Annotated in this window: 20 protein-coding genes and 1 pseudogene; 17 read left to right on the forward strand and 4 right to left on the reverse strand. The window is 68.3% G+C overall.

Going from position 1 to position 19,847, the window contains the following annotated elements; all coding sequences use genetic code 11:
* Positions 1–72: 72 nt before the first annotated feature.
* From infB to ACAG20_RS17095, 6 genes and pseudogenes are all read left to right on the forward strand, one after another.
* Positions 73–1,890: pseudogene (infB, locus tag ACAG20_RS17070) on the forward strand (translation initiation factor IF-2); the annotation flags it as partial.
* A 2-nt stretch (positions 1,891–1,892) separates the two neighbouring features.
* Positions 1,893–2,372 (forward strand): 30S ribosome-binding factor RbfA, encoded by a 480-nt coding sequence (gene rbfA, locus ACAG20_RS17075; RefSeq protein WP_370493417.1) that lies wholly within the window; start codon positions 1,893–1,895, stop codon positions 2,370–2,372.
* A 7-nt stretch (positions 2,373–2,379) separates the two neighbouring features.
* On the forward strand, positions 2,380–3,357 hold the full coding sequence (locus tag ACAG20_RS17080; protein ID WP_370493418.1) for a bifunctional oligoribonuclease/PAP phosphatase NrnA: 978 nt from the start codon (positions 2,380–2,382) through the stop codon (positions 3,355–3,357).
* Entirely contained in the window at positions 3,357–4,673 is a 1,317-nt protein-coding gene (locus tag ACAG20_RS17085) for an MATE family efflux transporter (protein WP_370493419.1), read from the forward strand. Before ACAG20_RS17080 ends, ACAG20_RS17085 begins: the two co-directional genes overlap by 1 nt.
* An 11-nt stretch (positions 4,674–4,684) precedes the next feature.
* Positions 4,685–5,245, forward strand: a complete 561-nt coding sequence (locus tag ACAG20_RS17090) for a sugar O-acetyltransferase (RefSeq protein ID WP_370493420.1) — start codon at positions 4,685–4,687, stop codon at positions 5,243–5,245.
* Between the two features lie 234 nt (positions 5,246–5,479).
* On the forward strand, positions 5,480–7,192 hold the full coding sequence (locus ACAG20_RS17095) for a hypothetical protein (protein WP_370493421.1): 1,713 nt from the start codon (positions 5,480–5,482) through the stop codon (positions 7,190–7,192).
* A 60-nt stretch (positions 7,193–7,252) separates the two neighbouring features.
* Here ACAG20_RS17095 and ACAG20_RS17100 read toward each other — a convergent pair whose 3' ends face one another.
* Complete coding sequence (locus ACAG20_RS17100; RefSeq protein ID WP_370493422.1) at positions 7,253–8,014, reverse strand: enoyl-CoA hydratase; 762 nt, start codon at positions 8,012–8,014, stop codon at positions 7,253–7,255.
* Positions 8,015–8,047: 33 nt separating this feature from the next.
* Between ACAG20_RS17100 and ACAG20_RS17105 the strand changes: the two genes are divergently transcribed.
* On the forward strand, positions 8,048–8,593 hold the full coding sequence (locus ACAG20_RS17105) for a DUF1802 family protein (protein ID WP_370493423.1): 546 nt from the start codon (positions 8,048–8,050) through the stop codon (positions 8,591–8,593).
* 154 nt (positions 8,594–8,747) lie between these two features.
* Here ACAG20_RS17105 and ACAG20_RS17110 read toward each other — a convergent pair whose 3' ends face one another.
* Positions 8,748–9,056: a hypothetical protein gene (locus tag ACAG20_RS17110; RefSeq protein ID WP_370493424.1), complete on the reverse strand. Its 309-nt coding sequence runs from the start codon at positions 9,054–9,056 to the stop codon at positions 8,748–8,750.
* Between the two features lie 425 nt (positions 9,057–9,481).
* Here ACAG20_RS17110 and ACAG20_RS17115 point away from each other — a divergent pair, with 425 nt between their 5' ends.
* Together ACAG20_RS17115 and ACAG20_RS17120 are read left to right on the forward strand one after the other, a co-directional pair.
* A complete protein-coding gene (locus ACAG20_RS17115; RefSeq protein WP_133258982.1) occupies positions 9,482–9,790 on the forward strand; it encodes a hypothetical protein in 309 nt (102 codons plus the stop codon).
* Complete coding sequence (locus ACAG20_RS17120; RefSeq protein WP_370493425.1) at positions 9,763–10,539, forward strand: DUF5642 family protein; 777 nt, start codon at positions 9,763–9,765, stop codon at positions 10,537–10,539. Before ACAG20_RS17115 ends, ACAG20_RS17120 begins: the two co-directional genes overlap by 28 nt.
* Before the next feature lie 16 nt (positions 10,540–10,555).
* Here ACAG20_RS17120 and ACAG20_RS17125 read toward each other — a convergent pair whose 3' ends face one another.
* Both ACAG20_RS17125 and ACAG20_RS17130 read right to left on the reverse strand, forming a co-directional pair.
* Positions 10,556–12,211 carry a CocE/NonD family hydrolase gene (locus ACAG20_RS17125; protein ID WP_370493563.1) on the reverse strand — a complete coding sequence of 552 codons (1,656 nt, stop codon included), beginning with the start codon at positions 12,209–12,211 and terminating at the stop codon, positions 10,556–10,558.
* Positions 12,211–12,801 (reverse strand): DUF3558 domain-containing protein, encoded by a 591-nt coding sequence (locus ACAG20_RS17130; protein ID WP_370493426.1) that lies wholly within the window; start codon positions 12,799–12,801, stop codon positions 12,211–12,213. The genes ACAG20_RS17125 and ACAG20_RS17130 overlap by 1 nt, the downstream gene beginning before the upstream one ends.
* Before the next feature lie 133 nt (positions 12,802–12,934).
* Here ACAG20_RS17130 and ACAG20_RS17135 point away from each other — a divergent pair, with 133 nt between their 5' ends.
* The 8 genes from ACAG20_RS17135 to ACAG20_RS17170 all read left to right on the forward strand — a co-directional run bounded on the left by ACAG20_RS17135 (position 12,935) and on the right by ACAG20_RS17170 (position 19,829).
* Positions 12,935–13,900, forward strand: coding sequence for a metallophosphoesterase (locus tag ACAG20_RS17135; protein ID WP_112685883.1), 966 nt, complete (start codon positions 12,935–12,937; stop codon positions 13,898–13,900).
* On the forward strand, positions 13,897–14,562 hold the full coding sequence (locus tag ACAG20_RS17140) for a 4'-phosphopantetheinyl transferase (protein WP_370493427.1): 666 nt from the start codon (positions 13,897–13,899) through the stop codon (positions 14,560–14,562). Before ACAG20_RS17135 ends, ACAG20_RS17140 begins: the two co-directional genes overlap by 4 nt.
* The gene (gene truB / locus ACAG20_RS17145; protein ID WP_370493428.1) at positions 14,559–15,443 is read left to right on the forward strand and encodes a tRNA pseudouridine(55) synthase TruB; all 885 of its coding nucleotides are present in this window, start codon (positions 14,559–14,561) and stop codon (positions 15,441–15,443) included. The genes ACAG20_RS17140 and truB overlap by 4 nt, the downstream gene beginning before the upstream one ends.
* Before the next feature lie 7 nt (positions 15,444–15,450).
* Complete coding sequence (locus ACAG20_RS17150; protein WP_370493429.1) at positions 15,451–16,428, forward strand: DUF2804 domain-containing protein; 978 nt, start codon at positions 15,451–15,453, stop codon at positions 16,426–16,428.
* A 106-nt stretch (positions 16,429–16,534) separates the two neighbouring features.
* A complete protein-coding gene (locus ACAG20_RS17155; protein ID WP_370493564.1) occupies positions 16,535–17,170 on the forward strand; it encodes a TetR/AcrR family transcriptional regulator in 636 nt (211 codons plus the stop codon).
* 117 nt (positions 17,171–17,287) lie between these two features.
* Positions 17,288–18,493 (forward strand): lipid-transfer protein, encoded by a 1,206-nt coding sequence (locus ACAG20_RS17160; RefSeq protein WP_370493430.1) that lies wholly within the window; start codon positions 17,288–17,290, stop codon positions 18,491–18,493.
* Positions 18,494–18,520: 27 nt separating this feature from the next.
* Positions 18,521–18,961 carry an SRPBCC family protein gene (locus ACAG20_RS17165; protein WP_370493431.1) on the forward strand — a complete coding sequence of 147 codons (441 nt, stop codon included), beginning with the start codon at positions 18,521–18,523 and terminating at the stop codon, positions 18,959–18,961.
* 1 nt (position 18,962) lies between these two features.
* Positions 18,963–19,829, forward strand: a complete 867-nt coding sequence (locus ACAG20_RS17170) for a MaoC/PaaZ C-terminal domain-containing protein (protein ID WP_370493432.1) — start codon at positions 18,963–18,965, stop codon at positions 19,827–19,829.
* Positions 19,830–19,847 lie beyond the last annotated feature (18 nt).

Raw genomic sequence — 19,847 nt, forward strand, 5'->3', positions numbered from 1 at the left:
CAACACCACCGCGTATCCCCCCAGCGGCCGCGGGTCGTCGCCGCGGTAGGCGTCGGCTTCCCGTTTAGCCGCGTCGGCGGCGTGCGGTTGCCGCACGGCAACGGCGAGACCATCCGGCTGGCCCGCGGTGCGTCGCTGAGCGATTTCGCCGAGAAGATCGACGCCAACCCGGCCGCGCTGGTGCAGGCGCTGTTCAACCTCGGTGAGATGGTCACCGCCACCCAGTCGGTCGGCGACGAGACCCTCGAGCTGCTCGGCAGCGAGATGAACTTCGTGGTGCAGGTCGTCTCGCCCGAGGACGAGGACCGCGAACTGCTGGAGTCCTTCGACCTCTCCTACGGCGAAGACTCAGGCGACGAGGAGGACCTGCAGAGCCGCCCGCCGGTGGTGACGGTGATGGGTCACGTCGACCACGGCAAGACCCGGCTGCTGGACACCATCCGCAAGGCCAATGTGCGCGAAGCCGAGGCCGGCGGCATCACCCAGCACATCGGTGCCTACCAGGTGGCCGTCGACTTCGACGGCTCCGAGCGGTTGATCACCTTCATCGACACCCCGGGCCACGAAGCGTTCACCGCTATGCGCGCCCGCGGTGCCAAGGCCACCGACATCGCCATCCTGGTGGTGGCCGCCGACGACGGTGTGATGCCGCAGACGGTGGAGGCGATCAACCACGCCCAGGCCGCCGATGTGCCGATCGTGGTGGCGGTCAACAAGATCGACAAGGAGGGCGCCGACCCGGCCAAGATCCGCGGGCAGCTCACCGAATACGGTTTGGTGCCAGAGGAGTTCGGCGGCGAGACGCTGTTCGTCGATATCTCCGCCAAGCAGGGCACCAACATCGAGGCCCTGGAGGAGGCGGTGCTGCTGACCGCCGACGCCGCCCTGGACCTGCGGGCCAACCCCGACATGGAGGCCCAGGGTGTGGCGATCGAGGCGCATCTGGACCGCGGTCGCGGCCCGGTCGCCACCGTGCTGATCCAGCGCGGCACGCTGCGGGTCGGCGACTCGATCGTCGCCGGCGACGCCTACGGCCGAGTCCGTCGGATGGTCGACGAGCACGGCGACGACGTCGAGGAGGCGCTGCCCTCGCGGCCCGTCCAGGTCATCGGGTTCACCTCGGTGCCCGGCGCCGGTGACAACCTGCTGGTCGTCGACGAGGACCGGATCGCCCGCCAGATCGCCGACAAGCGCAACGCCCGCAAGCGCAATGCGCTGGCCGCACGGTCGCGCAAGCGCATCTCGCTGGAGGACCTGGACTCGGCGCTGAAGGAAACCAGTCAGCTGAACCTGATCCTCAAGGGCGACAACGCCGGTACCGTCGAGGCGCTGGAAGAGGCCCTGATGGGTATCCAGATCGACGACGAGGTGCAGTTGCGGGTCATCGACCGCGGTGTCGGTGGCATCACCGAGACCAACGTCAACCTGGCATCGGCGTCGGACGCGATCATCATCGGGTTCAACGTGCGCGCCGAGGGCAAGGCCACCGAGCTGGCCAACCGCGAGGGTGTGGAGATCCGGTACTACTCGATCATCTACCAGGCGATCGAGGAGATCGAGAGCGCGCTCAAGGGCATGCTCAAGCCTGTCTTCGAGGAGAAGGAGCTGGGGCGCGCCGAGATCCGCGCGATCTTCCGATCCTCGAAGGTCGGCAACATCGCCGGTTGCCTGGTCACCTCCGGCATCATGCGCCGCAACGCCAAGGCCCGGCTGCTGCGCGACTCGGTCGTGGTCGCCGAGAATCTCACGGTCTCGTCGCTGCGCCGGGAGAAGGACGATGTCACCGAGGTCCGCGACGGCTACGAATGTGGTCTGACGCTGACCTACAGCGACATCAAGGAAGGCGACGTCATCGAGACCTACGAGCTCGTAGAGAAGGCACGGACCTAGCCATGGCTGACCCGGCACGCGCGCGCCGGCTGGCCAAGCGGATCTCCGCGATCGTCGCCTCGGCGATCGAGTACGAGATCAAGGATCCGCGGCTGGCCGGGGTCACGATCACCGACGCCAAGGTGACCGCCGACCTGCACGACGCCACGCTGTACTACACGGTGATGGGCCGGTCCCTGGACGAGGACCCCGACTACGGTGGCGCGGCCGCCGCACTGGACGGGGCCAAGGGCGTGTTGCGCTCCAAGGTCGGCGCCGGGACCGGAGTGCGCTTCACCCCGACCCTGACCTTCGTTCGCGACACCGTGCCCGACGCCGCACACCGGATGTCGGAGTTGCTGGCTGCAGCCCAGGCAGCCGACGCGGACCTGGCCCGGATACGGGAAGGCAAGCAGCCGGTCGGGGACCCCAACCCCTACCGGGAGGCGCCCGGCCGATCGGGCGCCGAAGACAGCGGTCACGGTGAGCGATCCGGCGACTGAGCCGCCGGTGAGGGGTCGGCGTGTCGACGCCGCCGGGGCCGTGGCGCTGCTGGCGGGCGCGAACACGCTGGCGGTGATCTGCCATGTGCATCCCGATGCCGACACGATCGGTGCCGCGCTGGCGCTCGCGATGGTCCTCCGACGGCGCGGCAAGCAGGTCCAGGTCTGTTTCGCCCGTCCTGCTTGTCCGTCGGAGCTGCCGCAGTCACTGCAATCGCTGCCGGGCGGCGAGCTGCTGGTCAGTCCGGAGGCGCTACGCGCCGACGCCGACCTGGTGGTGACGGTGGACGTCTCGAGCGCCGATCGGCTCGGTGCCCTGCAGCAGCTGGCAGCCGCTTGCCCCGAGCTGCTGGTGGTCGACCATCATGTCTCCAATCAGCTGTTCGGGACGGCGAATTTCGTTGATCCGTCAGCGGATTCGACGACGATGCTGGTGGCCGAGCTGATCGACGCCTGGGGTGAGCCGATCGACACGGACGTGGCGCATTGCCTCTATGCCGGGCTGGCCACCGACACCGGCTCGTTTCGGTGGGCCACTGCCCGCGCCTACCGGCTGGCGGCCCGGCTGGTGGGCGCCGGGGTGGACAACGCGGCGATCACCCGCACCGTGATGGACACCCACCCGTTCGACTGGTTGAGGTTGCTGTCGCGGGTGTTGGCCGACGCCCGGCTGCTGCCCGACGCGGTGCGTGGGCGCGGGCTGGTCTATGCCGTGGTCGACAACGCCGAGTGGACCGCCGCGCGGCCCGAAGAGGTGGAGAGCATCGTCGACATCGTGCGGACCACCCAGCAGGCCGAGGTGGCCGCGGTGTTCAAGGAGGTCGAGCCGGGCTGCTGGGCGGTGTCGATGCGCGCCAAGTCGGCGGTCGACCTCAGCGCCGTCGCCGTTTCGTTCGGCGGTGGCGGGCATCGGCTGGCCGCCGGGTACACGGCCACCGGCGGAGCGCAGGACGTGGTCGCCGCCCTGGTCGCCGCGCTGGACTGATGATCGAGGGCACGCCGGCGGGCGCCCGCCAGATCACGGCGCTGGCACTGCCGGCGCTGGTGGTGCTGGCCGCCGAGCCGCTGTATCTACTGTTCGACACCGCGGTGGTGGGCCGGCTGGGCGCGCTGGGCCTGGCCGGGCTGGCCATCGGCGGGCTGATCCTGGGGCTGCTGGCCTCGCAGGCCACCTTCTTGTCCTACGGAACCACCGCGCGCTCGGCACGTCACTACGGTGCCGGCGACCGCGCCGCAGCGGTCGCCGAGGGGGTCCAGGCGACCTGGCTGGCACTGGGTCTGGGAGCAGTGATCGTGGTCGTGGTGCAGGCCGCGGCGGTACCGCTGGTATCGGCCATTGCCGGCCGCGACGACATCGCCGCGGCCGCTTGCGGGTGGCTGCGGATCGCGATCCTGGGCGCCCCGGCGATCCTGGTGTCGCTGGCCGGCAACGGTTGGCTGCGCGGCGTGCAGGACACCGTGCGACCGCCCCGCTATGTGGTTGCCGGTTTTGCGCTTTCGGCGTTGCTGTGCCCGCTGCTGGTCTACGGCGGCCTCGGTATGCCGCGCTGGGGACTGCCCGGGTCGGCGGTGGCCAACTGTGCCGGCCAGTGGCTCGCCGCGCTGCTGTTCCTGCGTGCTCTGCGCTCCGAGCGGATCCCACTGCGGATCGACGGCGCGGTGCTGCGGGCGCAGGTGTTGATGGGTCGCGACCTGATCGTGCGCTCGCTGGCCTTCCAGGCCTGTTTCGTATCGGCTGCCGCGGTCGCGGCGCGATTCGGGGCCGCAGCGCTGGCCGCCCATCAGATCGTGCTGCAGCTGTGGACGTTTCTGGCGTTGGTGCTCGATTCACTGGCCATCGCCGCGCAGGCGCTGGTGGGCGCGGCCCTGGGCGCCGGCGCGGCCGGGCACGCCAGATCGGTGGCCGCCCGGGTGACGGTGTTCTCGGCGGTCGCCGCCGCGGTGCTGGCAGCGTTGCTGGCCGCCGGGTCCACGGTGCTGCCGGGAGTGTTCACCGATGATGCCGCGGTGCTGGCGTCGGTCGCGGTGCCGTGGTGGTTCCTGGTAGCCCAATTGCCCATCGCCGGAGTGGTTTTCGCCCTAGACGGGGTGTTGCTGGGGGCCGGTGACGCCGCGTTCATGCGCACGGCCACCGTGATCAGCGCGCTGGCCGGCTTCCTGCCGCTGACCTGGCTGTCACTGATGCTGGACTGGGGACTGGCCGGGATCTGGTCGGGGCTGACCACATTCATCGTGCTGCGCCTGGTGTTCGTCGGGTGGCGGGCGCTTTCGGGACGATGGACGCGGGCCGGCCGGCCGTAGGATCGGCGGGCATGAGCGGTGAACGGGATCGGATGCTCAGCGGGGCGCTGTACCGCCCGGACGACCCCGGGCTGGTCGCCGACCGGCAGGCATGTCAGCGCTTGGTGACCGCTTTCAACGACACCTGCGCGGGCGAGGAAGACCGCCGCCGGGAGCTGTTGGGCGAACTGCTCGGAGCTTTCGGGGAAGCGTCGGTCATCATGCCGCGATTCTGTTGCGACTACGGCAGCCACATCAACATCGGGGCCAACTGCTTCATCAACTACGACGCGATCCTGCTCGACTGCGCGCCCATCACCATCGGTGACCACGTGTCCATCGGCCCGCGCGCCCAACTGGTCACGGCGCTGCACCCGATCGACGACATCGCCGCCCGGCGGGCCGGCTGGGAGTCGGCGGCGCCGATCACCATCGGCGACAACGTCTGGTTGGCGGCCGGCGTCATCGTCTGTCCGGGGGTGACGATCGGGGCCGATACCGTCATCGGCACCGGCAGCGTGGTGACCCGCGACATCCCGGCGGGTGCGTTCGCTGCCGGGAATCCCTGCCGGGTCATCCGCGCGATCAGGTAGGCCGTCACGGGCCGGCCGCGGACCTCGTTCCGGCACGGCAGGCAGTCGTCCACCACGGCATTACAAATAAGCCTATGACTGTCCAAACTATGTAAAAAATTTGCGTTGGCTATCTATACATCTAGGTTACTGGCGAGTAGCGTTTCGCCCGTTGTTAACGGTGACACACGCCGTGTCCAGCACGACGTGGGTCACCGACCCCCCGAAACGCAGCAGAAAAGGACACACACGCAGATGATGCATTATCGGTTGATTGCCGCCGGTCTAGCGGCCGGCGGCGGGCTGGTGACCGCGGCGTTCCTGCAGGCGGCGGTCGCGATGGCCGGCCCCGACGCGGACGGTGTGGCACCCAGCGCCACCGGCGCCGACGCCTTCACCATCGGCGACTTCACGTTCGACCCGTTCACCGGAAGCGGCTCCTCGGCGGCTGAGGGCTTCTCCCTAGTTCACCCGCTCACCGGGTCGGCGCCGCTGCTGACGCTCGGTGGTGGCAGCCCGGGGGGACAGCTGCCCACCGCGCCGCAGAGTTTCGACGTCTTCGGGACAGACGGCACCAATCTGGGGAGCATCGACTCCAGCGTGGTCGTGACGAACCTGGCCGGCTTCACCAACACCGAGTTCACCGTCACCGACGTCACGGCGGCAGACGGATCGACGGCGGATCTGCCCGTCGAGGGCTCGGTCTACGACGTCTTCAACTTCGGTGGCGGCTTCGCGAACGTCTACGTCGCCACCCCGGGCGAGGACGGAACCGTCACCGATACCTTCGTGACGCCGTTTGGCAGCATGGACCTGAGTTCGGTGTTCGCCGGTATCAACGCGGCTGACCCGCTGCAGCCCGGTGACGCGTTCGCCGCGCTGCAGGCCGGGGCATCCGGCGGTGGCGAGGATGCCTTCGCCATCGGCGGTCTGACCCTGGACCCCTTCACCGGAACCGGTGACTCGGCACAGGAGGGTTTCGCCGCGATCAACGCGCTCGGCGGCGCGGGGCCCTTCCTGGCCATCGGCGGCGCCTCGCTGGGTGACCCCAGCCAACATGGCAGCGGTCTCGCCTCGCAGGACTTCAACGTCTACAGCGGTACCGGCGACGACGCCACCCAGATCGGCACCATCAACACCGCGGTGGATGTCACCAACCTGTTGGGCATGACCAACACCCAGTTGGTCGTCACCGACGGCTCGGAGACCGGTGACGGACTGCCGGCAGCGGGAACGATCTACGACGCGTTCAACTTCGGCGGCGGTTTCGCCAACGTCTACGTCGCCACCCCGGGTGAGAACGGGACCGTCACCGACACCTTCGTGACGCCGTTCGGAAGCATGGACCTGAGCTCGCTGTTCGCCGGCATGGGCGACGGGATCAGCCTGGACCCGGGCGCGGCGTTCGGCGCGCTGAGTGACAGCACCGTGGGCGAGGACGCCTTCACCATCGGCGGTACCACCTTCGACCCGTTCACCGGATCCGGAGCCGACACCACCCCGGGATTCGCGCCGGTCTTCCAGACCGTCGGTGCGCTGCCGCTGCTCAACATCGGCGGCGGTACGCCGGGCGTCGACCTGGGCGGCACGTACTTCCCGCTGCCGATCACGTCGCAGGACTTCAACATCTACGACGGGACCGAGCTGCTCGGCACCGCGCACGCCCAGGAGACCGTCACGCAGCTACTGGGATTGACCACCACCGAGTTCGTCATCGACGGGGTGACGCCCGGTGACGGTGACGCCGCGGACCTGCCGGAGCTGGGTTCGGTGTACAGCGTGCTGAACCTGGGCGGCGGATTCGCCAATGTCTACTCGGCGATCCCGGGTCTGGACGGTGCCGACAGCACCGTCTCGGACGTCTTCGTGACCCCGTTCGGCGACTTCGACCTGAGCTCGTTGTTCGGCGGTTTCGACGCCTCGGCGCTGCTGGATCCGGGCGACGCGTTCCTGGGGCTCGACTTCTAGCAGTTCGCCTCGACTGACACGTCCCGGGCGGTATGGCGACACCGCCCGGGACGTGTCTTGTCAATGCAGTTGCGCCCGCCCGCGTTTCAGCACCGCGGCCCGGTTGGCGGAGACGTCCGCGGAGCTCACCGTTTGCAGCCACTGCTTGGCGGCCATCGCCTCGATCCACAGCCCGGTGGCGGTCTGCGACTCGTCGATGCGGTGGTAGGCGGCCAGCAAGGCGCGCACCGCGGCCTGGTTGTTGCCGACGATCGAGGCCGCCACCCCACGCGCCGTGTCCAGCAGCTCGGCGTGCGGCACCACCTGCGTGACCAAGCCGGCCCGTAGTGCATCGGCGGCGCTCAGGTAATCGCCGGTCAGGCTCATCCGGCGGGCCAAGCCCACCCCGACGCGTTGCGGCAGCCGTACGCTCAGCCCCCAGCTGGGCATCAGCCCGACCCGGGCGTGGGTATCGGCGAAGCGAGCCTGCTCCGAGGCGATAAGAAGGTCGCAGTACAGCGCCAACTCCAGCCCGCCCGTCACCGCGGCCCCGTTGATCGCCCCGATCACCGGTTTGGTCAGCGGTGGCCACTGCGGTGAGATATCCGGCAGCGCAGTCGAATCGGAATCGCCGAACTCCTTGAGATCCAGGCCGGCGCAGAACACCGGATCGGCGCCGGTCAGGATCATCACGTCGACGCCGTCGTCGGCGTCGGCCTCGGCCAGGGCGCTGAAGACCGCGTCACGCAACGCGCGGGAGAGCGCATTGCGGGCCTGCGGACGGTTGAGTGTCAGGGTACGGATGCGGTCTTGTGTCTGGACCAGCAGCATGTCGTCGCTCACCGGTTCACCGTAGCCCCGACTACGCTGGGCGGAATGCAGGCCCTGAAGGAGTGGAGTGCCGTCGTCGCGGCGCTGCTGGGCGGCCGGCAACGAATCCTGCTGCGCAAGGGCGGCATCCACGAAAAGCGGTTCGAGGTCGCCGCTGACGAATTCCTGTTGTTCCCGACGGCGGTGCACAGTCACGCCGAGCGGGTCCGCCCCGAACACCGTGACCTGTTGACCGCGGCGGTCGGCGACTCCACCGGCGACCAGGTGCTGGTGCGGGCCGCGGCGAAAGTGGTCGCAAGGTTGCCCGTTGAGCGCCCAGAAGCCCTCGAGGACATCTCCGACCTGCATATCTGGACCGCCGAGTCGGTGCGCGCCGATCGGCTGGATTTCCGGCCCAGACACCGGCTGACGGCGCTGGTGGTCCAGGTGTTTCCGCTGACCGCACCGGTGCGGTTGGCGCGCAGCCCCGACTATGCCGGCTGCAACAGTTGGGTGCGGCTACCGATCGCCGACCCTGAGCTGGGCGACCCGGTGCTCACCACCGAACAGCTCGAGGCGGTGACCGCCCGGGTCCGCGACACCGTGGGCTGACAAGTCCACCGGATCGTGCGCGCTGTGTGTGCGGGCGTTCGCCGACCAGTCCTCGCCGATGCTCACCCCTGCCCGGTCGCGCTCGACCAGTGCCAGCACCAACCGGCCGTCGGGGTCCAGCCCGCTGGCGGCCAGCCGCCCGGCGCGCAGGTGCCTAGCGCCGGGACCGCAGGGTGCGGATGATCTGAGCCGACAGGTCGGGGTCGGCCAGCAGTTGGTCGATGAGAGCGGTCATGACCTCCTGCCCGGTGATGCGGGCGCAGCCCACCCGGTCGGCGGCGTCCCGCTGCCAGAGATCGAGCCCGCGGTGCTGGGCCGGCGACAGGTCGACGGTGCGACGGGTGCGGGTCTGACGCAGCGGGATCGGCTCGGTCGGCTTCATGCCGGTTTCGCGTGCCGGCGACCAGTCGGGTGCCTGGACGCCGAGACCGCGATTGTCGAGGGGGTCGCTGGCAGCGCTCATCATGTGGACCTTTGTCTCTGGTAGGGCCTCACTCTGATACTGACGCCAGACTAGCCCGCCTGCCGCGCAAGCGTCGGGGAGCGGTCGGATCGGTGGTTGCACTGGTTTATCACCGCGCGAATTCGGTCGCCATCGATCGCGGTCAGGAAGCAATTAGTAGAGGTCATTACAAAGCGTGATCAGAAACCTGTAGCCGGGGGTGAAATCATTAAATACGGGCATGCGTGAATCAGTGGCTCAGTAGATCAGTAGATCAGGTACTACCTGCATATAAGCTGTTTCACCTCCTTCGGCAGCGCCAACGAAACGGTTATCTGCCGCGGCGTAGAAAATGTCTTCTTGCCATTGTTTCGAGGCTTGATGCGGTGCTAGCGTCGCAATATAAGGAAAAGTAATCCGGAGAGGCCTCGAATGAGGAGGGTGAAATGTCGATATCCACGAATTCATGCCGCCGCCTGGCGGCCGGTGCGATCGGTGCCGCCACGGTCGCCGGCGCACTGCTCGTCGGCGGTGCAGCGTCGGCGCAGGCCGCCCCGGGTATGGTCGGCGACCCGCCCGCCACGGTCCAGGTCGAGCGCGCGAATCCGATCACGGCCGTAAGCGGGTTGGCCACCGATCGTGTGCCGACGAACTTCGCCGCCGGCCGGCAATCCGGGCCGATGCCGCAGTGGTGGGGCCACCACTGGTGGCATCACCATCACCACTGGTGGCATCGCTGGTGGTGGTGGTGGTGACCGCGATGCGGGCCTCGCGCAATGCTGACGGCGGGCGGCGCGGCGCCGCCCGCCACGGCGTGGCGCTGATGACGGTGCTCGGCGTGGCGGCGATTTTTGCCGGGTGCGACCGCAGCGTGGAGTCCGCCCCGGCGGGTTCGGCTGCGCCGCGGCCTGCCGCCGCGCCGGCAGCGCAGGACGCTGCAGCGTATGACATCTCGCGGGTCGACGCCGTCAAGGACGACTTCCCGGCGGGCTTCGCCGTGCAGGCGCACCCGGCCAAGACGCTGGGGGAGCAGGACATCGCCGGGTCGGCGGTCGCCGCGTTCACCGACGCCACGGTCGAGCCGCCGCAGTGCCGGTCGGTGGTCATCCCGCCCTACGTCGATCCGAAGGCCGGGACCGAAGCCGCCGGTGTGATCGGGCAGGGCGACCAGGGCAACATGTATGTCGTCGCCCTGCGGTCACCGAATCCGATTGCAGCCGGCGATGATCCGGCAGGTTGCGACCGGATCTCGCTGTCCGGTTCGCCGGAGGCGACCGGGACCGTGGACCGTATACCGGCACCCGCCATCGCCGGCGTCACCACAACCGGAGTCAAGCTCTCCGTCGCCGATCCCGAGGAGGATCCCGACTACCTCTACACAGCGGCACTCAACGATCGAACGTCGATCGTCGTCATGGGCAGCGCGGATCGGCAGCTGGATCCGCAGCGGCTGATGTCGGATCTGTTGGTCAAAGCCGCCGCTGCGGTCCGCGGCCAGCGATAACGGTCGGCCGGCCGTCTCAGGGGTCGCGGGGCAGCAGCAACCGTGAGTCGCCGAACCGCACCGTGTGCGTCGCCGGCTGCACCCGTGTGCCGCTGATCGGCGCTTCTCCGGTACCGAGGTTCGCCGCGTACCGCGGGTGGTTGCCGCCGGCGATCAGCACCCGGATCCGGGAGCCGGCGGCGAAACGGTGCGCGATGGCGTCCAACTCGATACGCACTCGGCCGGTGTGGTGCTGCAACCGGCGGTAGCCGTCGGTGACGTTGACCGAGCGGCCTTTCCGATTGACTTCACTGACCCGCACGAACAGGTCGACGTCCGGTACGTCGGAGCTGTGGTCCAACTCCAGCACCGGGACCCCGCACACGTCCAGGTCCTCGGTCAATGCCTCGCCGGTGAAGCCGAGCACGTCGTCGCGACGGTACAGCCGGTTGTCGTTGCGGTAGCCGCCGGCCGGGGACAGCAGCCGACCCCCGATCGTGGGCGGCGGGTCGGTCGGGTCGAACCGGAACGACGCCGCCGGAGCAGCCGGGTCGGGTGCGCCCGGGGCGAGCCGGCCGCCGGGCTGCAGGTACCAGGCGTCGGTGGCAGCGGCCGGCGCCCAATCCGGTCGGTCCTCCCAGCCCTTGCCGGTACGGAAGATCCGTACCCGGCTCGGCCGCGCCGATGTGGTCGAGCCCCGCAGCTGGGTCTCCAGCCACTGCAACGACTCGGCGGTGACCCGGCTCAGACCGGAGGTCAGCATCTGGGTGTGCGTCCACGGGCCGATCGTCATCGCCACTTCGACGTTCCGGTCGCGCAACGCCCGGTACTGGGCCAGGGTCTGATCCAGGAACAGATCCTGCCAGCCGCCCAGCAGCAGGATCGGGACCCGCGAGTGCTCCAGTGCCGCCGGGTGGCGCAACCGATCCCAGAACGGGTCGTCGCGCTCGGGGTGCTCGACCCAGGATTCGTACCAGGGTGACCCGTCGCCCAGCAGTGCCCGCCCCGCGGCCCCCAACGGCAGTCTGGCCGCGGCGCGCCGGACCTTTCGCTGGGCGGTGAGCTGGTTGATTCCGGCCCGGATTCGCGGCCGGTCCTCCTGATGGGCCATCATGTGGCTCCAGCCCAGGAAGTCGTTGAGTGCGAATGACCCTGCGCCCCAGGTTGACTGGTACAGATCGTGTGGCCCGACGGTGATGACGGACGCCGCCAACTCCGGCGGCGGATCGGCCAGCAGCGCCCACTGGGTGAATCCCAGATACGACAGCCCGATGGTGCCGAACCTACCGGTGAACCACGCCCTCGTGCGCAGCCAGGCCACGGTGTCGGCGCCGTCGGCGGCCTCGTGGACCATCGGCTCGAAGCTGCCGCCCGAGCCGAACGTGCCGCGCACACTCTGCAGGATCACCCGATAGCCGCGGGCGGCATATATTCGGGCGAACACCAGCGAGAACGGAAAACCGCGGCCGTAGGGGCAGCGCACCAGCAGGGTGCCGACCGCGTCGCCGGTCGGCTGATAGCGCTCGGCTCGCAGCACCACGCCGTCGCGCATCGGGACTGCCTCCCGGTGCACGGTGTAGCCGGTGGTGGGCGCGGGCAGCCGCCGCAGCGCCGCCCGGTTCAGGACGACGTCGGTGAGGCGGGGACCGGTGAGGAGGGGACCGGTGAGGCGGCGGGCCGTGGTCACCCGGATCAGTATTTGTAGTGCGGCGCCAGCTGGTGGGCGCGCATCAGGTTCTCGGTCTGGCAGTCGGTGTCGGGGTTGGAGTACACCGGCGAGTAATACAGCGACTGCTGGATCAATCCGTAGCTGGTCTTGAACGCCACCATGCAGGAGAACCACCAGCGGTTGTTCCACTCGGTGGGCTTCATCACCCAGTACTGCGCCGCGCGGTGGCCGTTGATGTCCATCTCGATCGCGTCGGCCGGTATCGACTCGTCGTAGCTGCGCCACACGAACGTCTCGACGGCCATCTGGTAGTTGCCGGCGTCGAATTCGCAGCGCACGCCCTCCACCGGCTTGGGCGGGGTGAAGGCCAGACCCAGCTGGGCGATCACGTCGAGCGGGATGTCCTCGCAGGCGTCGAACGGGCGGGGATTGGTGAGGTTGACCGGCTTGCTGGAGGTGGGCGGCGGGGCCAGCGGTGCTGCCGTGGAGCGCAACTGCACCCCGTGCGCCCCCGCTGCGGCTGCGCCGTCGCCGGTCGGCGGCTGCTGCCAGACCATCACGATGGCCATCGCCAGCGCGCCGAACGCCGTGGCAAGGCGCAGTTTGGTGAGCATGCCACTCCTCGCTTCCGCCGGACTTTCCCCGGGAGTGTACAAGTTGTGGCTCCAGCTACTGCAGCAAAAGCGAGAACACGTTCCAATTTGCCCCCGGCGGCCTGGACGGAGGGGATCGCTAGGCTGGACGATCGTGACCATCCCCGAGCCGCGGGCCTCGCACGGGCCGACCCTGTGGGCGATCTCCGACCTGCACACCGGCCATCTGGGAAACAAGCCGGTCACCGAGTCGCTGCACCCGGTGACGCCCGACGACTGGCTGATCGTGGCCGGTGACGTCGCAGAACGCACCGATGAGATCCGTTGGTCCCTGGACCTGCTGCGGAAACGGTTCGCCAAGGTGATCTGGGTGCCCGGCAACCACGAGCTGTGGACCACCACCAAGGATCCGATGCAGGTGTTCGGCCGGTCGCGCTATGACTACCTGGTCGACATGTGCGACCAGATGGGGGTCATCACCCCCGAGCACCCGTTCCCGCTCTGGACCGAGGAGGGCGGCCCGGCCACCATCGTCCCGATGTTCTTGCTGTACGACTACACGTTCCTGCCGGCGGGCGCGACCACCAAGGCCGAAGGTCTGGCCGTTGCCCGCGAGAACAACGTGGTGGCCACCGACGAGTTCCTGTTGTCTCCGGAGCCGTACGGCACCCGGGACGCCTGGTGCCGGGATCGGGTCGCGGTGACCCGCAAGCGGCTCGAGGACCTGGACTGGATGACACCGACCGTCCTGGTCAACCATTTCCCGATGGTGCGCCAGCCCTGCGATGCGCTGTTCTATCCGGAGTTCTCGTTGTGGTGCGGCACCGTCGAGACCGCCGACTGGCACACCCGCTACAACGCGACCTGTTCGGTCTACGGCCACCTACACATCCCGCGCACCACCTTCTACGACGGGGTGCGCTTCGAGGAGGTCTCGGTGGGCTACCCGCGGGAGTGGCGGGTCCGCAAGCCACACCGGTGGCTGCGGCAGATCTTGCCCGACCCGCAGTATCCGCCGGGATACCTCAACGAGTTCGGTGGCCACTTCATCATCACCGACGAGATGCGGGCGGCCAGGGCGAAGTTCGCCGAACGGCTACGGCAGCGGCAGTCCCGATGAGCAGACTGCTGAACACGGTGCTCGATCCCACGCCGTCGCTGGCCTGGGCCGAACGTTACGACGACCCGCCCGGGCTGGCTCCGCTGCCCGAGGAGGAGCCGCTGGTAGCGCGTTCGGTTGCCAAGCGCCGCAATGAATTCGTCACGGTGCGCTACTGCGCCCGGCTCGCATTGGAAGAGCTCGGTGAGCCGCCGGTGCCGATTCTCAAGGGGGAGAAGGGCGAGCCGTGCTGGCCCGACGGTGTGGTCGGCAGCCTGACGCACTGCGCGGGCTTCCGCGGTGCGGTGGTGGGCCGCGACCCCGAGGTGCGGTCGGTGGGTATCGACGCCGAACCGCACGATGTGCTCCCCGACGGTGTGCTCGAGGCCGTCAGTCTGCCCGCCGAGCGTGCCGAACTGGCCGGCTTGCCGACCGGTCACCATTGGGACCGGATCCTGTTCTGCGCCAAGGAAGCCACCTACAAGGTGTGGTTTCCGCTGACCAGACGGTGGTTGGGCTTCGAGGACGCCCACATCACGTTCACGCTGACCGGCCAGATGTCCGGCGCGTTTGTCTCCCGCATCCTCATCGACCCCGCGGCGCTGTCCGGTCCGCCGCTGACCGAGCTGCGCGGGCGGTGGTCGGTCACCGGCGGGCTGGTGCTGACCGCGATCGTGCTGTGAGCGTGCAACCCGGCCTGGTGGTCGTCGACAAACCCGCCGGCATCACCAGCCACGACGTCGTTTCCCGGTGCCGCAGGTTCTTCGGGACCCGTAAAGTCGGCCACGCCGGCACGTTGGACCCGATGGCCACCGGGGTGCTGGTGATCGGCATCGAACGGGCCACCAAGATCCTGGGGCTGCTCACCACGTCGGCGAAGTCCTATGCCGCCACCATTCGGCTGGGTCAGACCACATCCACCGAGGACGCTGAAGGCGATGTGCTGCAGACGGTTTCAGCCGCCCACGTCACCGATTCGCAGATCGCCGAGGCGATCTCGGGGCTGCGTGGCGATATCCTGCAGGTGCCCTCGACGGTCAGCGCGATCAAAGTCGCCGGCAAACGGTCTTACCAGCTGGCCCGGGAGGGGCGTGCGGTCGACCTGCCCGCCCGGCCGGTGCGCGTCGATCGCTTCGAGGTGACCGGCATCAGGCGAGCCGGTGACCTCATCGACCTGGACGTCGAGGTGGACTGTTCGGCGGGCACCTACATCCGCGCGCTGGCCCGCGACCTCGGCGACGAACTGGGGGTGGGTGGGCACCTGACGGCGCTGCGCCGCATCCGCGCGGGCAGCTTCGGTCTCGATCAGGCCCGCACCCTCGAGGAGCTGGGGGACAACCCGCGGCTGAGCTACAGCCTGGATGAGGCCTGCCTGCAGACCTTTCCGCGCCGGGACCTGGGCGTCGAGGAGGCGATCGATGTCAGCCACGGCCGGCCGTTGGCCCCGGCGGGCATCGACGGGATCTACGCCGCGGCCGCTCCCGACGGCCGGGTGATCGCGCTGCTCGAAGACTCCGGCAAGCGGACCAAGTCGGTGGTGGTCATCCGGCCGGCCACGCTTTAGACCGCCGATGGCCACCGCGGAACGCGAGATTATCAAGCCGGTCGATCTGTGCGATGCGTCCGGATCGCTGAACCCGGCCGCCGTCGGTTGGACCCGAACACCGCTGCACCGCTGCAATCTGCGTGGCTGGGGCCGCACCAAGCGGTGGGAGTACTGGTGTGTGACAACGCCCACCCACCTGGTTGCGATCACCCTCGCCGACCTCGATTACCTCGGGGTGAGCAACGTCTTCCTCCTGGACTATTCCGGGCGCGAGGTGAGCCGGAGTTGTCTGCACCCGGGCGGGTGGGGGATCACGTTGCCCACCAGCCTCGGCGATGGACCGGCCGCCGCCCGTGGCCTGGTCGCGATCGACCTCGCCACCGAGCTCGATGGCACGCGGATCCGCTTCTCCTGCAAGACCTCTGCCGGTCCGATGACCGGCGACCTGTTTGTGGCCCTGCCTCCCGGGCACGAGACGCTGGCGGTGGTGGTGCCGTGGAGCGAGAAGAGATTCCAGTACACCGCCAAGCACACCGCGCGACCGGCGTCGGGTGTCGTGCGGATCGGTGACGACACCTACGACTTCGCCGGCGGGTGGGGTGTACTCGACCACGGGCGCGGACGCTGGCCGGCCAACATCGTGTGGAACTGGGGTGCGGCCTCCGGGCACACCGACGGCCACACGGTCGGCCTGCAGCTGGGCGGCAAGTGGACAGTCGGCACCGCAAGCACCGAAAATGCGCTCTGCGTCGATGGCCGACTGTCCAAGATCGGCGCCGAACTGGACTGGCACTACCGGCGAATACCCGGGCCGTGGGCGATCCGCACTCCCGACTCCGATCAGGTGGAGCTGACGTTCACTCCGTTCCATCACCGGTCACCGTTGCCGGGGACCCATCAGTGTTTCGGGCATTACGACGGCCGGATTCGCACCGACGACGGCGCGAGTGTGGCCGTCGACGGTCTACTTGGCTGGGCCGAACAGGTGCACATGCTCTGGTGAGTGCCGCGCCGGGATAGTTACATGCCAGCGAGAACGGTATGTAAACGTGTCGCCGCCAGTTATGCTGACGCGCGAGTTGCGGTTGGAAACTGGTGGAGGTGGCGGGATGACTGCGAGCAGTAGTGCACCTGCGGCGCGGCGTACCCAGGCCGAGCGCAGTGCCGCGATGCGGACCCGCCTGCTCGACGCCACCATCGACTGCTTGGTGAGCTACGGCTATTCCGGCACCACGACACCGCGTATCGCCGAATTGGCCGGCGTTACCCGGGGCGCTCAGATCCATCATTTCCGGTCTAAAGAAGACCTCGTCGTCGCCGCCGTCGAGCATCTCGCCCAGCAGCGCACCCAGGCCGCCATTCGTGAACTCGGCCAAGTTCGGTCGATTCCGGACCCGGTGGCAACAGCCCTGGACTTTCTGTGGGAGGCCCACCAGGGGCCGATGTTCATTGCCACCATGGAACTTTGGGTTGCCGCACGCACGGACCGGGTGCTGGCGCAACACATCGAGCGGGTCGAAGGCGTCGTCAACGGGACTCTGGTCGCCGCGATCGCCCAGCTGATGCCGGGGCACCCGGCGCAGAAGGAGATTCGCAACGTCGTCTTCACCGCGATGGACGTGCTGCGCGGCATCCTGGTGTCGAATTTTGTCGACGACGATCCGCAGCGCGCTCGGCGGCGCTGGGATCGCGCGTGCGTGCACCTGCGTCAGGTGGCGGCCGGCGTTTTGCCGCAAGCCGACTGACTTCCCGGGCCAAGAACTCACCGCAGCTTCGCTCTTACGGCGTCCCTCTGCGCACCCTTGTAAAGATGCAATCAGGTCTGTATGTTTCTAGCCACTGGTCGGAGGCGAAAGGCAACCATGGCGAACAAGGTGTATGTGATCGGCGTCGGGATGACGAAGTTCGAGAAGCCGGGCCGGCGACAAAACGACGACGGATCGGCCTGGGACTACCCCGACATGGCCCGGGAATCCGGCACCAAGGCGCTGGCTGATGCCGGGATCGACTACCGCGAGGTGGAACAGGGCTACGTCGGCTATGTCTACGGCGAGTCCACTTCGGGGCAGCGAGCGCTGTACGAGTTGGGCTTGACCGGGATCCCGGTCGTCAACGTCAACAACAACTGTTCCACCGGCTCGACCGCGCTCTACCTCGCTGCCCAGGCGATCCGGGGCGGGCTGGCCGACTGCACCATCGCGCTGGGCTTCGAGAAGATGAAGCCCGGCTCGCTGGGGTCCACCTACGACGACCGCGCCCAGCCGATGGAAAAGCATGTGCTCGCGCTGGCCGAGATCTCTGAGGTGCTGTTCCCGGTGGCGCCGTGGATGTTCGGCGCCGCGGGCCGCGAGCACATCAAGCAACACGGCTCCACCGCCGAGCATTTCGCCAAGATCGGCTACAAGAACCACAAGCATTCGGTCAACAATCCCTACGCCCAGTTCCAGGACGAGTACAGCCTCGACGACATCCTGGGCTCGCGGATGATCTACGACCCGCTGACCAAGCTCCAGTGCTCGCCGACCTCGGACGGCTCTGGGGCGGCGATTCTGGCCAGCGAGGCGTTCGTCGACAAGCACGGCCTGGCCGGGCGTGCCGTCGAAATCGTCGGGCAGGCGATGACCACCGACTTCGGCTCCACCTTCGACGGCAGCGCCAAGAACCTCATTGGCTACGACATGAATGTGCAAGCCGCGCAACGTGTCTACCAGCAGTCCGGCCTGGGGCCGGAAGACTTCCAAGTGATCGAGCTGCACGACTGTTTCTCGGCCAACGAGCTGCTGCTCTACGAAGCTCTGGGACTCTGCTCCGAGGGCGATGCGCCCAGGCTGATCGACGACGGCGACACCACCTACGGCGGCCGCTGGGTGGTCAACCCGTCCGGCGGCCTGATCTCCAAGGGACACCCGCTGGGGGCCACCGGCCTGGCTCAGTGCTCCGAACTGACCTGGCAGCTCCGCGGTGACGCCGACAAGCGCCAGGTGCCGGGCGTCACCGCCGCGCTGCAACACAACATCGGCCTCGGCGGCGCCGCCGTGGTCACCGCCTACCAGCGCGCCGAACGCTAAACCATCGACAACCGAGGAGAACACATCATGGGACACATCGAAGCCACGAAAAGCCTCGCCGTCAGCCCGAACGCGCTGTGGGACACCATCAGCGACCTGTCCAGCTGGGACAAGTGGTTCACCATCCACGAGAAGTGGCTCACCGAGCCACCGGCCGCACTGGTACCGGGCTCGACGTTGACGGCCAAGATCGTCATGCTCGGGATGGCGAACAAGATCGAATGGACCGTCGAGAAGGTGGACGCCCCGACCAGTCTGACGCTGTCGGGCACCGGTATGGCGGGCGTGAAGTGCCGCTTCGACTTCACCGTCACACCCGATGGTGACGGCTCCCAGTTCAGTGTGGCCGGCGACTTCGAGGGCGCGCTGATCAAGGGTGCGCTGGGCAAGGCGGTCGAGAAGGACGGCGCCAAGCAACTCGACAAGACCCTCGCGCAGCTTGAGGCACTGGCGTCGGCGGCGGCCTGACGTGGCCGATGATCTGCAGTTCGACGATGCCGGGCTGGACAAGTGGTCCGATGAGGACCGCTTCGAGGTCACCCGGGAGCGGATCGTCGAGTACGCGGCGGCGACCAACGATCCGATCGCCGCGCACCGCAGCGGCGATCTCGCCCCGCCGGTGTTTGGGATTGTGCCGGTATTCGAGTCACTGCTGGTTCCAGCCGTCGAGGTGGCACCGGTCGAGCTGATCCCGCGGGTGGTGCACGGCGAGCAGGACTTTCATTTCCACCGGCCCATCCGACCGGGAGACAAGCTGGTCTCCCGCGGCAAGATGATCGGCTACGAAGGGCTGGAGAAGGGCACTCGCGCGGCGATTCTGCTCGAATGTCGCACCGAGGAAGGCGAACTGGTCAACGAGCAATACGTGACCTGTTTCTTCCGCGGACACAATGCCGGCAAGCGGATCGGCGAACTCAGCCCCGGACACAAGTTCGACGACGCACTGCGAGAGCAGGCGCCGGTGGCCAAGGTCGTCCAGCACGTCGATGCCGATCAGACGTTCCGCTACGGGCCGGCCGCCGGTGACCCGATGCCGATCCACCTGGACGAGGAAGTCGCCCGCGACGCCGGACTGCCGGGGATCATCGCGCACGGCCTGTGCACCATGGCGTTCACGTCCTGGGCGGTGCTCACCGAAGTGGCCGGCTCGGATGTCAGCCGGCTACGGCGGTTAGCGGTGCGGTTCTCCAAGATGGTGCTGCCCGGCGACGACCTGGAAACCCGGATCTGGACCAGCGATCGCGGCGACGACGCCACGACGTACGCATTCGAGACCGCGCGCGTAGGCGCCGGCGAAATGGCGATCACTGACGGCTTGGCTGTCATCGCCGACTGAGACAACAAGGAGTCAGAT

Source organism: Mycobacterium sp. pW045 (genome assembly GCF_041287085.1).
Classification (GTDB): Bacteria; Actinomycetota; Actinomycetes; order Mycobacteriales; family Mycobacteriaceae; genus Mycobacterium; species Mycobacterium algericum_A.

Coding starts and splice junctions, on each gene's coding strand:
- rbfA (WP_370493417.1), top strand. CDS start 1,893: ATGGCTGACCCGGCACGCGCGCGCCGGCTGGCCAAGCGGATCTCCGCG.
- ACAG20_RS17085 (WP_370493419.1), top strand. CDS start 3,357: ATGATCGAGGGCACGCCGGCGGGCGCCCGCCAGATCACGGCGCTGGCA.
- ACAG20_RS17090 (WP_370493420.1), top strand. CDS start 4,685: ATGAGCGGTGAACGGGATCGGATGCTCAGCGGGGCGCTGTACCGCCCG.
- ACAG20_RS17095 (WP_370493421.1), top strand. CDS start 5,480: ATGATGCATTATCGGTTGATTGCCGCCGGTCTAGCGGCCGGCGGCGGG.
- ACAG20_RS17105 (WP_370493423.1), top strand. CDS start 8,048: ATGCAGGCCCTGAAGGAGTGGAGTGCCGTCGTCGCGGCGCTGCTGGGC.
- ACAG20_RS17110 (WP_370493424.1), bottom strand. CDS start 9,056: ATGAGCGCTGCCAGCGACCCCCTCGACAATCGCGGTCTCGGCGTCCAG.
- ACAG20_RS17115 (WP_133258982.1), top strand. CDS start 9,482: ATGTCGATATCCACGAATTCATGCCGCCGCCTGGCGGCCGGTGCGATC.
- ACAG20_RS17130 (WP_370493426.1), bottom strand. CDS start 12,801: ATGCTCACCAAACTGCGCCTTGCCACGGCGTTCGGCGCGCTGGCGATG.
- ACAG20_RS17140 (WP_370493427.1), top strand. CDS start 13,897: ATGAGCAGACTGCTGAACACGGTGCTCGATCCCACGCCGTCGCTGGCC.
- ACAG20_RS17150 (WP_370493429.1), top strand. CDS start 15,451: ATGGCCACCGCGGAACGCGAGATTATCAAGCCGGTCGATCTGTGCGAT.
- ACAG20_RS17155 (WP_370493564.1), top strand. CDS start 16,535: ATGACTGCGAGCAGTAGTGCACCTGCGGCGCGGCGTACCCAGGCCGAG.
- ACAG20_RS17160 (WP_370493430.1), top strand. CDS start 17,288: ATGGCGAACAAGGTGTATGTGATCGGCGTCGGGATGACGAAGTTCGAG.
- ACAG20_RS17165 (WP_370493431.1), top strand. CDS start 18,521: ATGGGACACATCGAAGCCACGAAAAGCCTCGCCGTCAGCCCGAACGCG.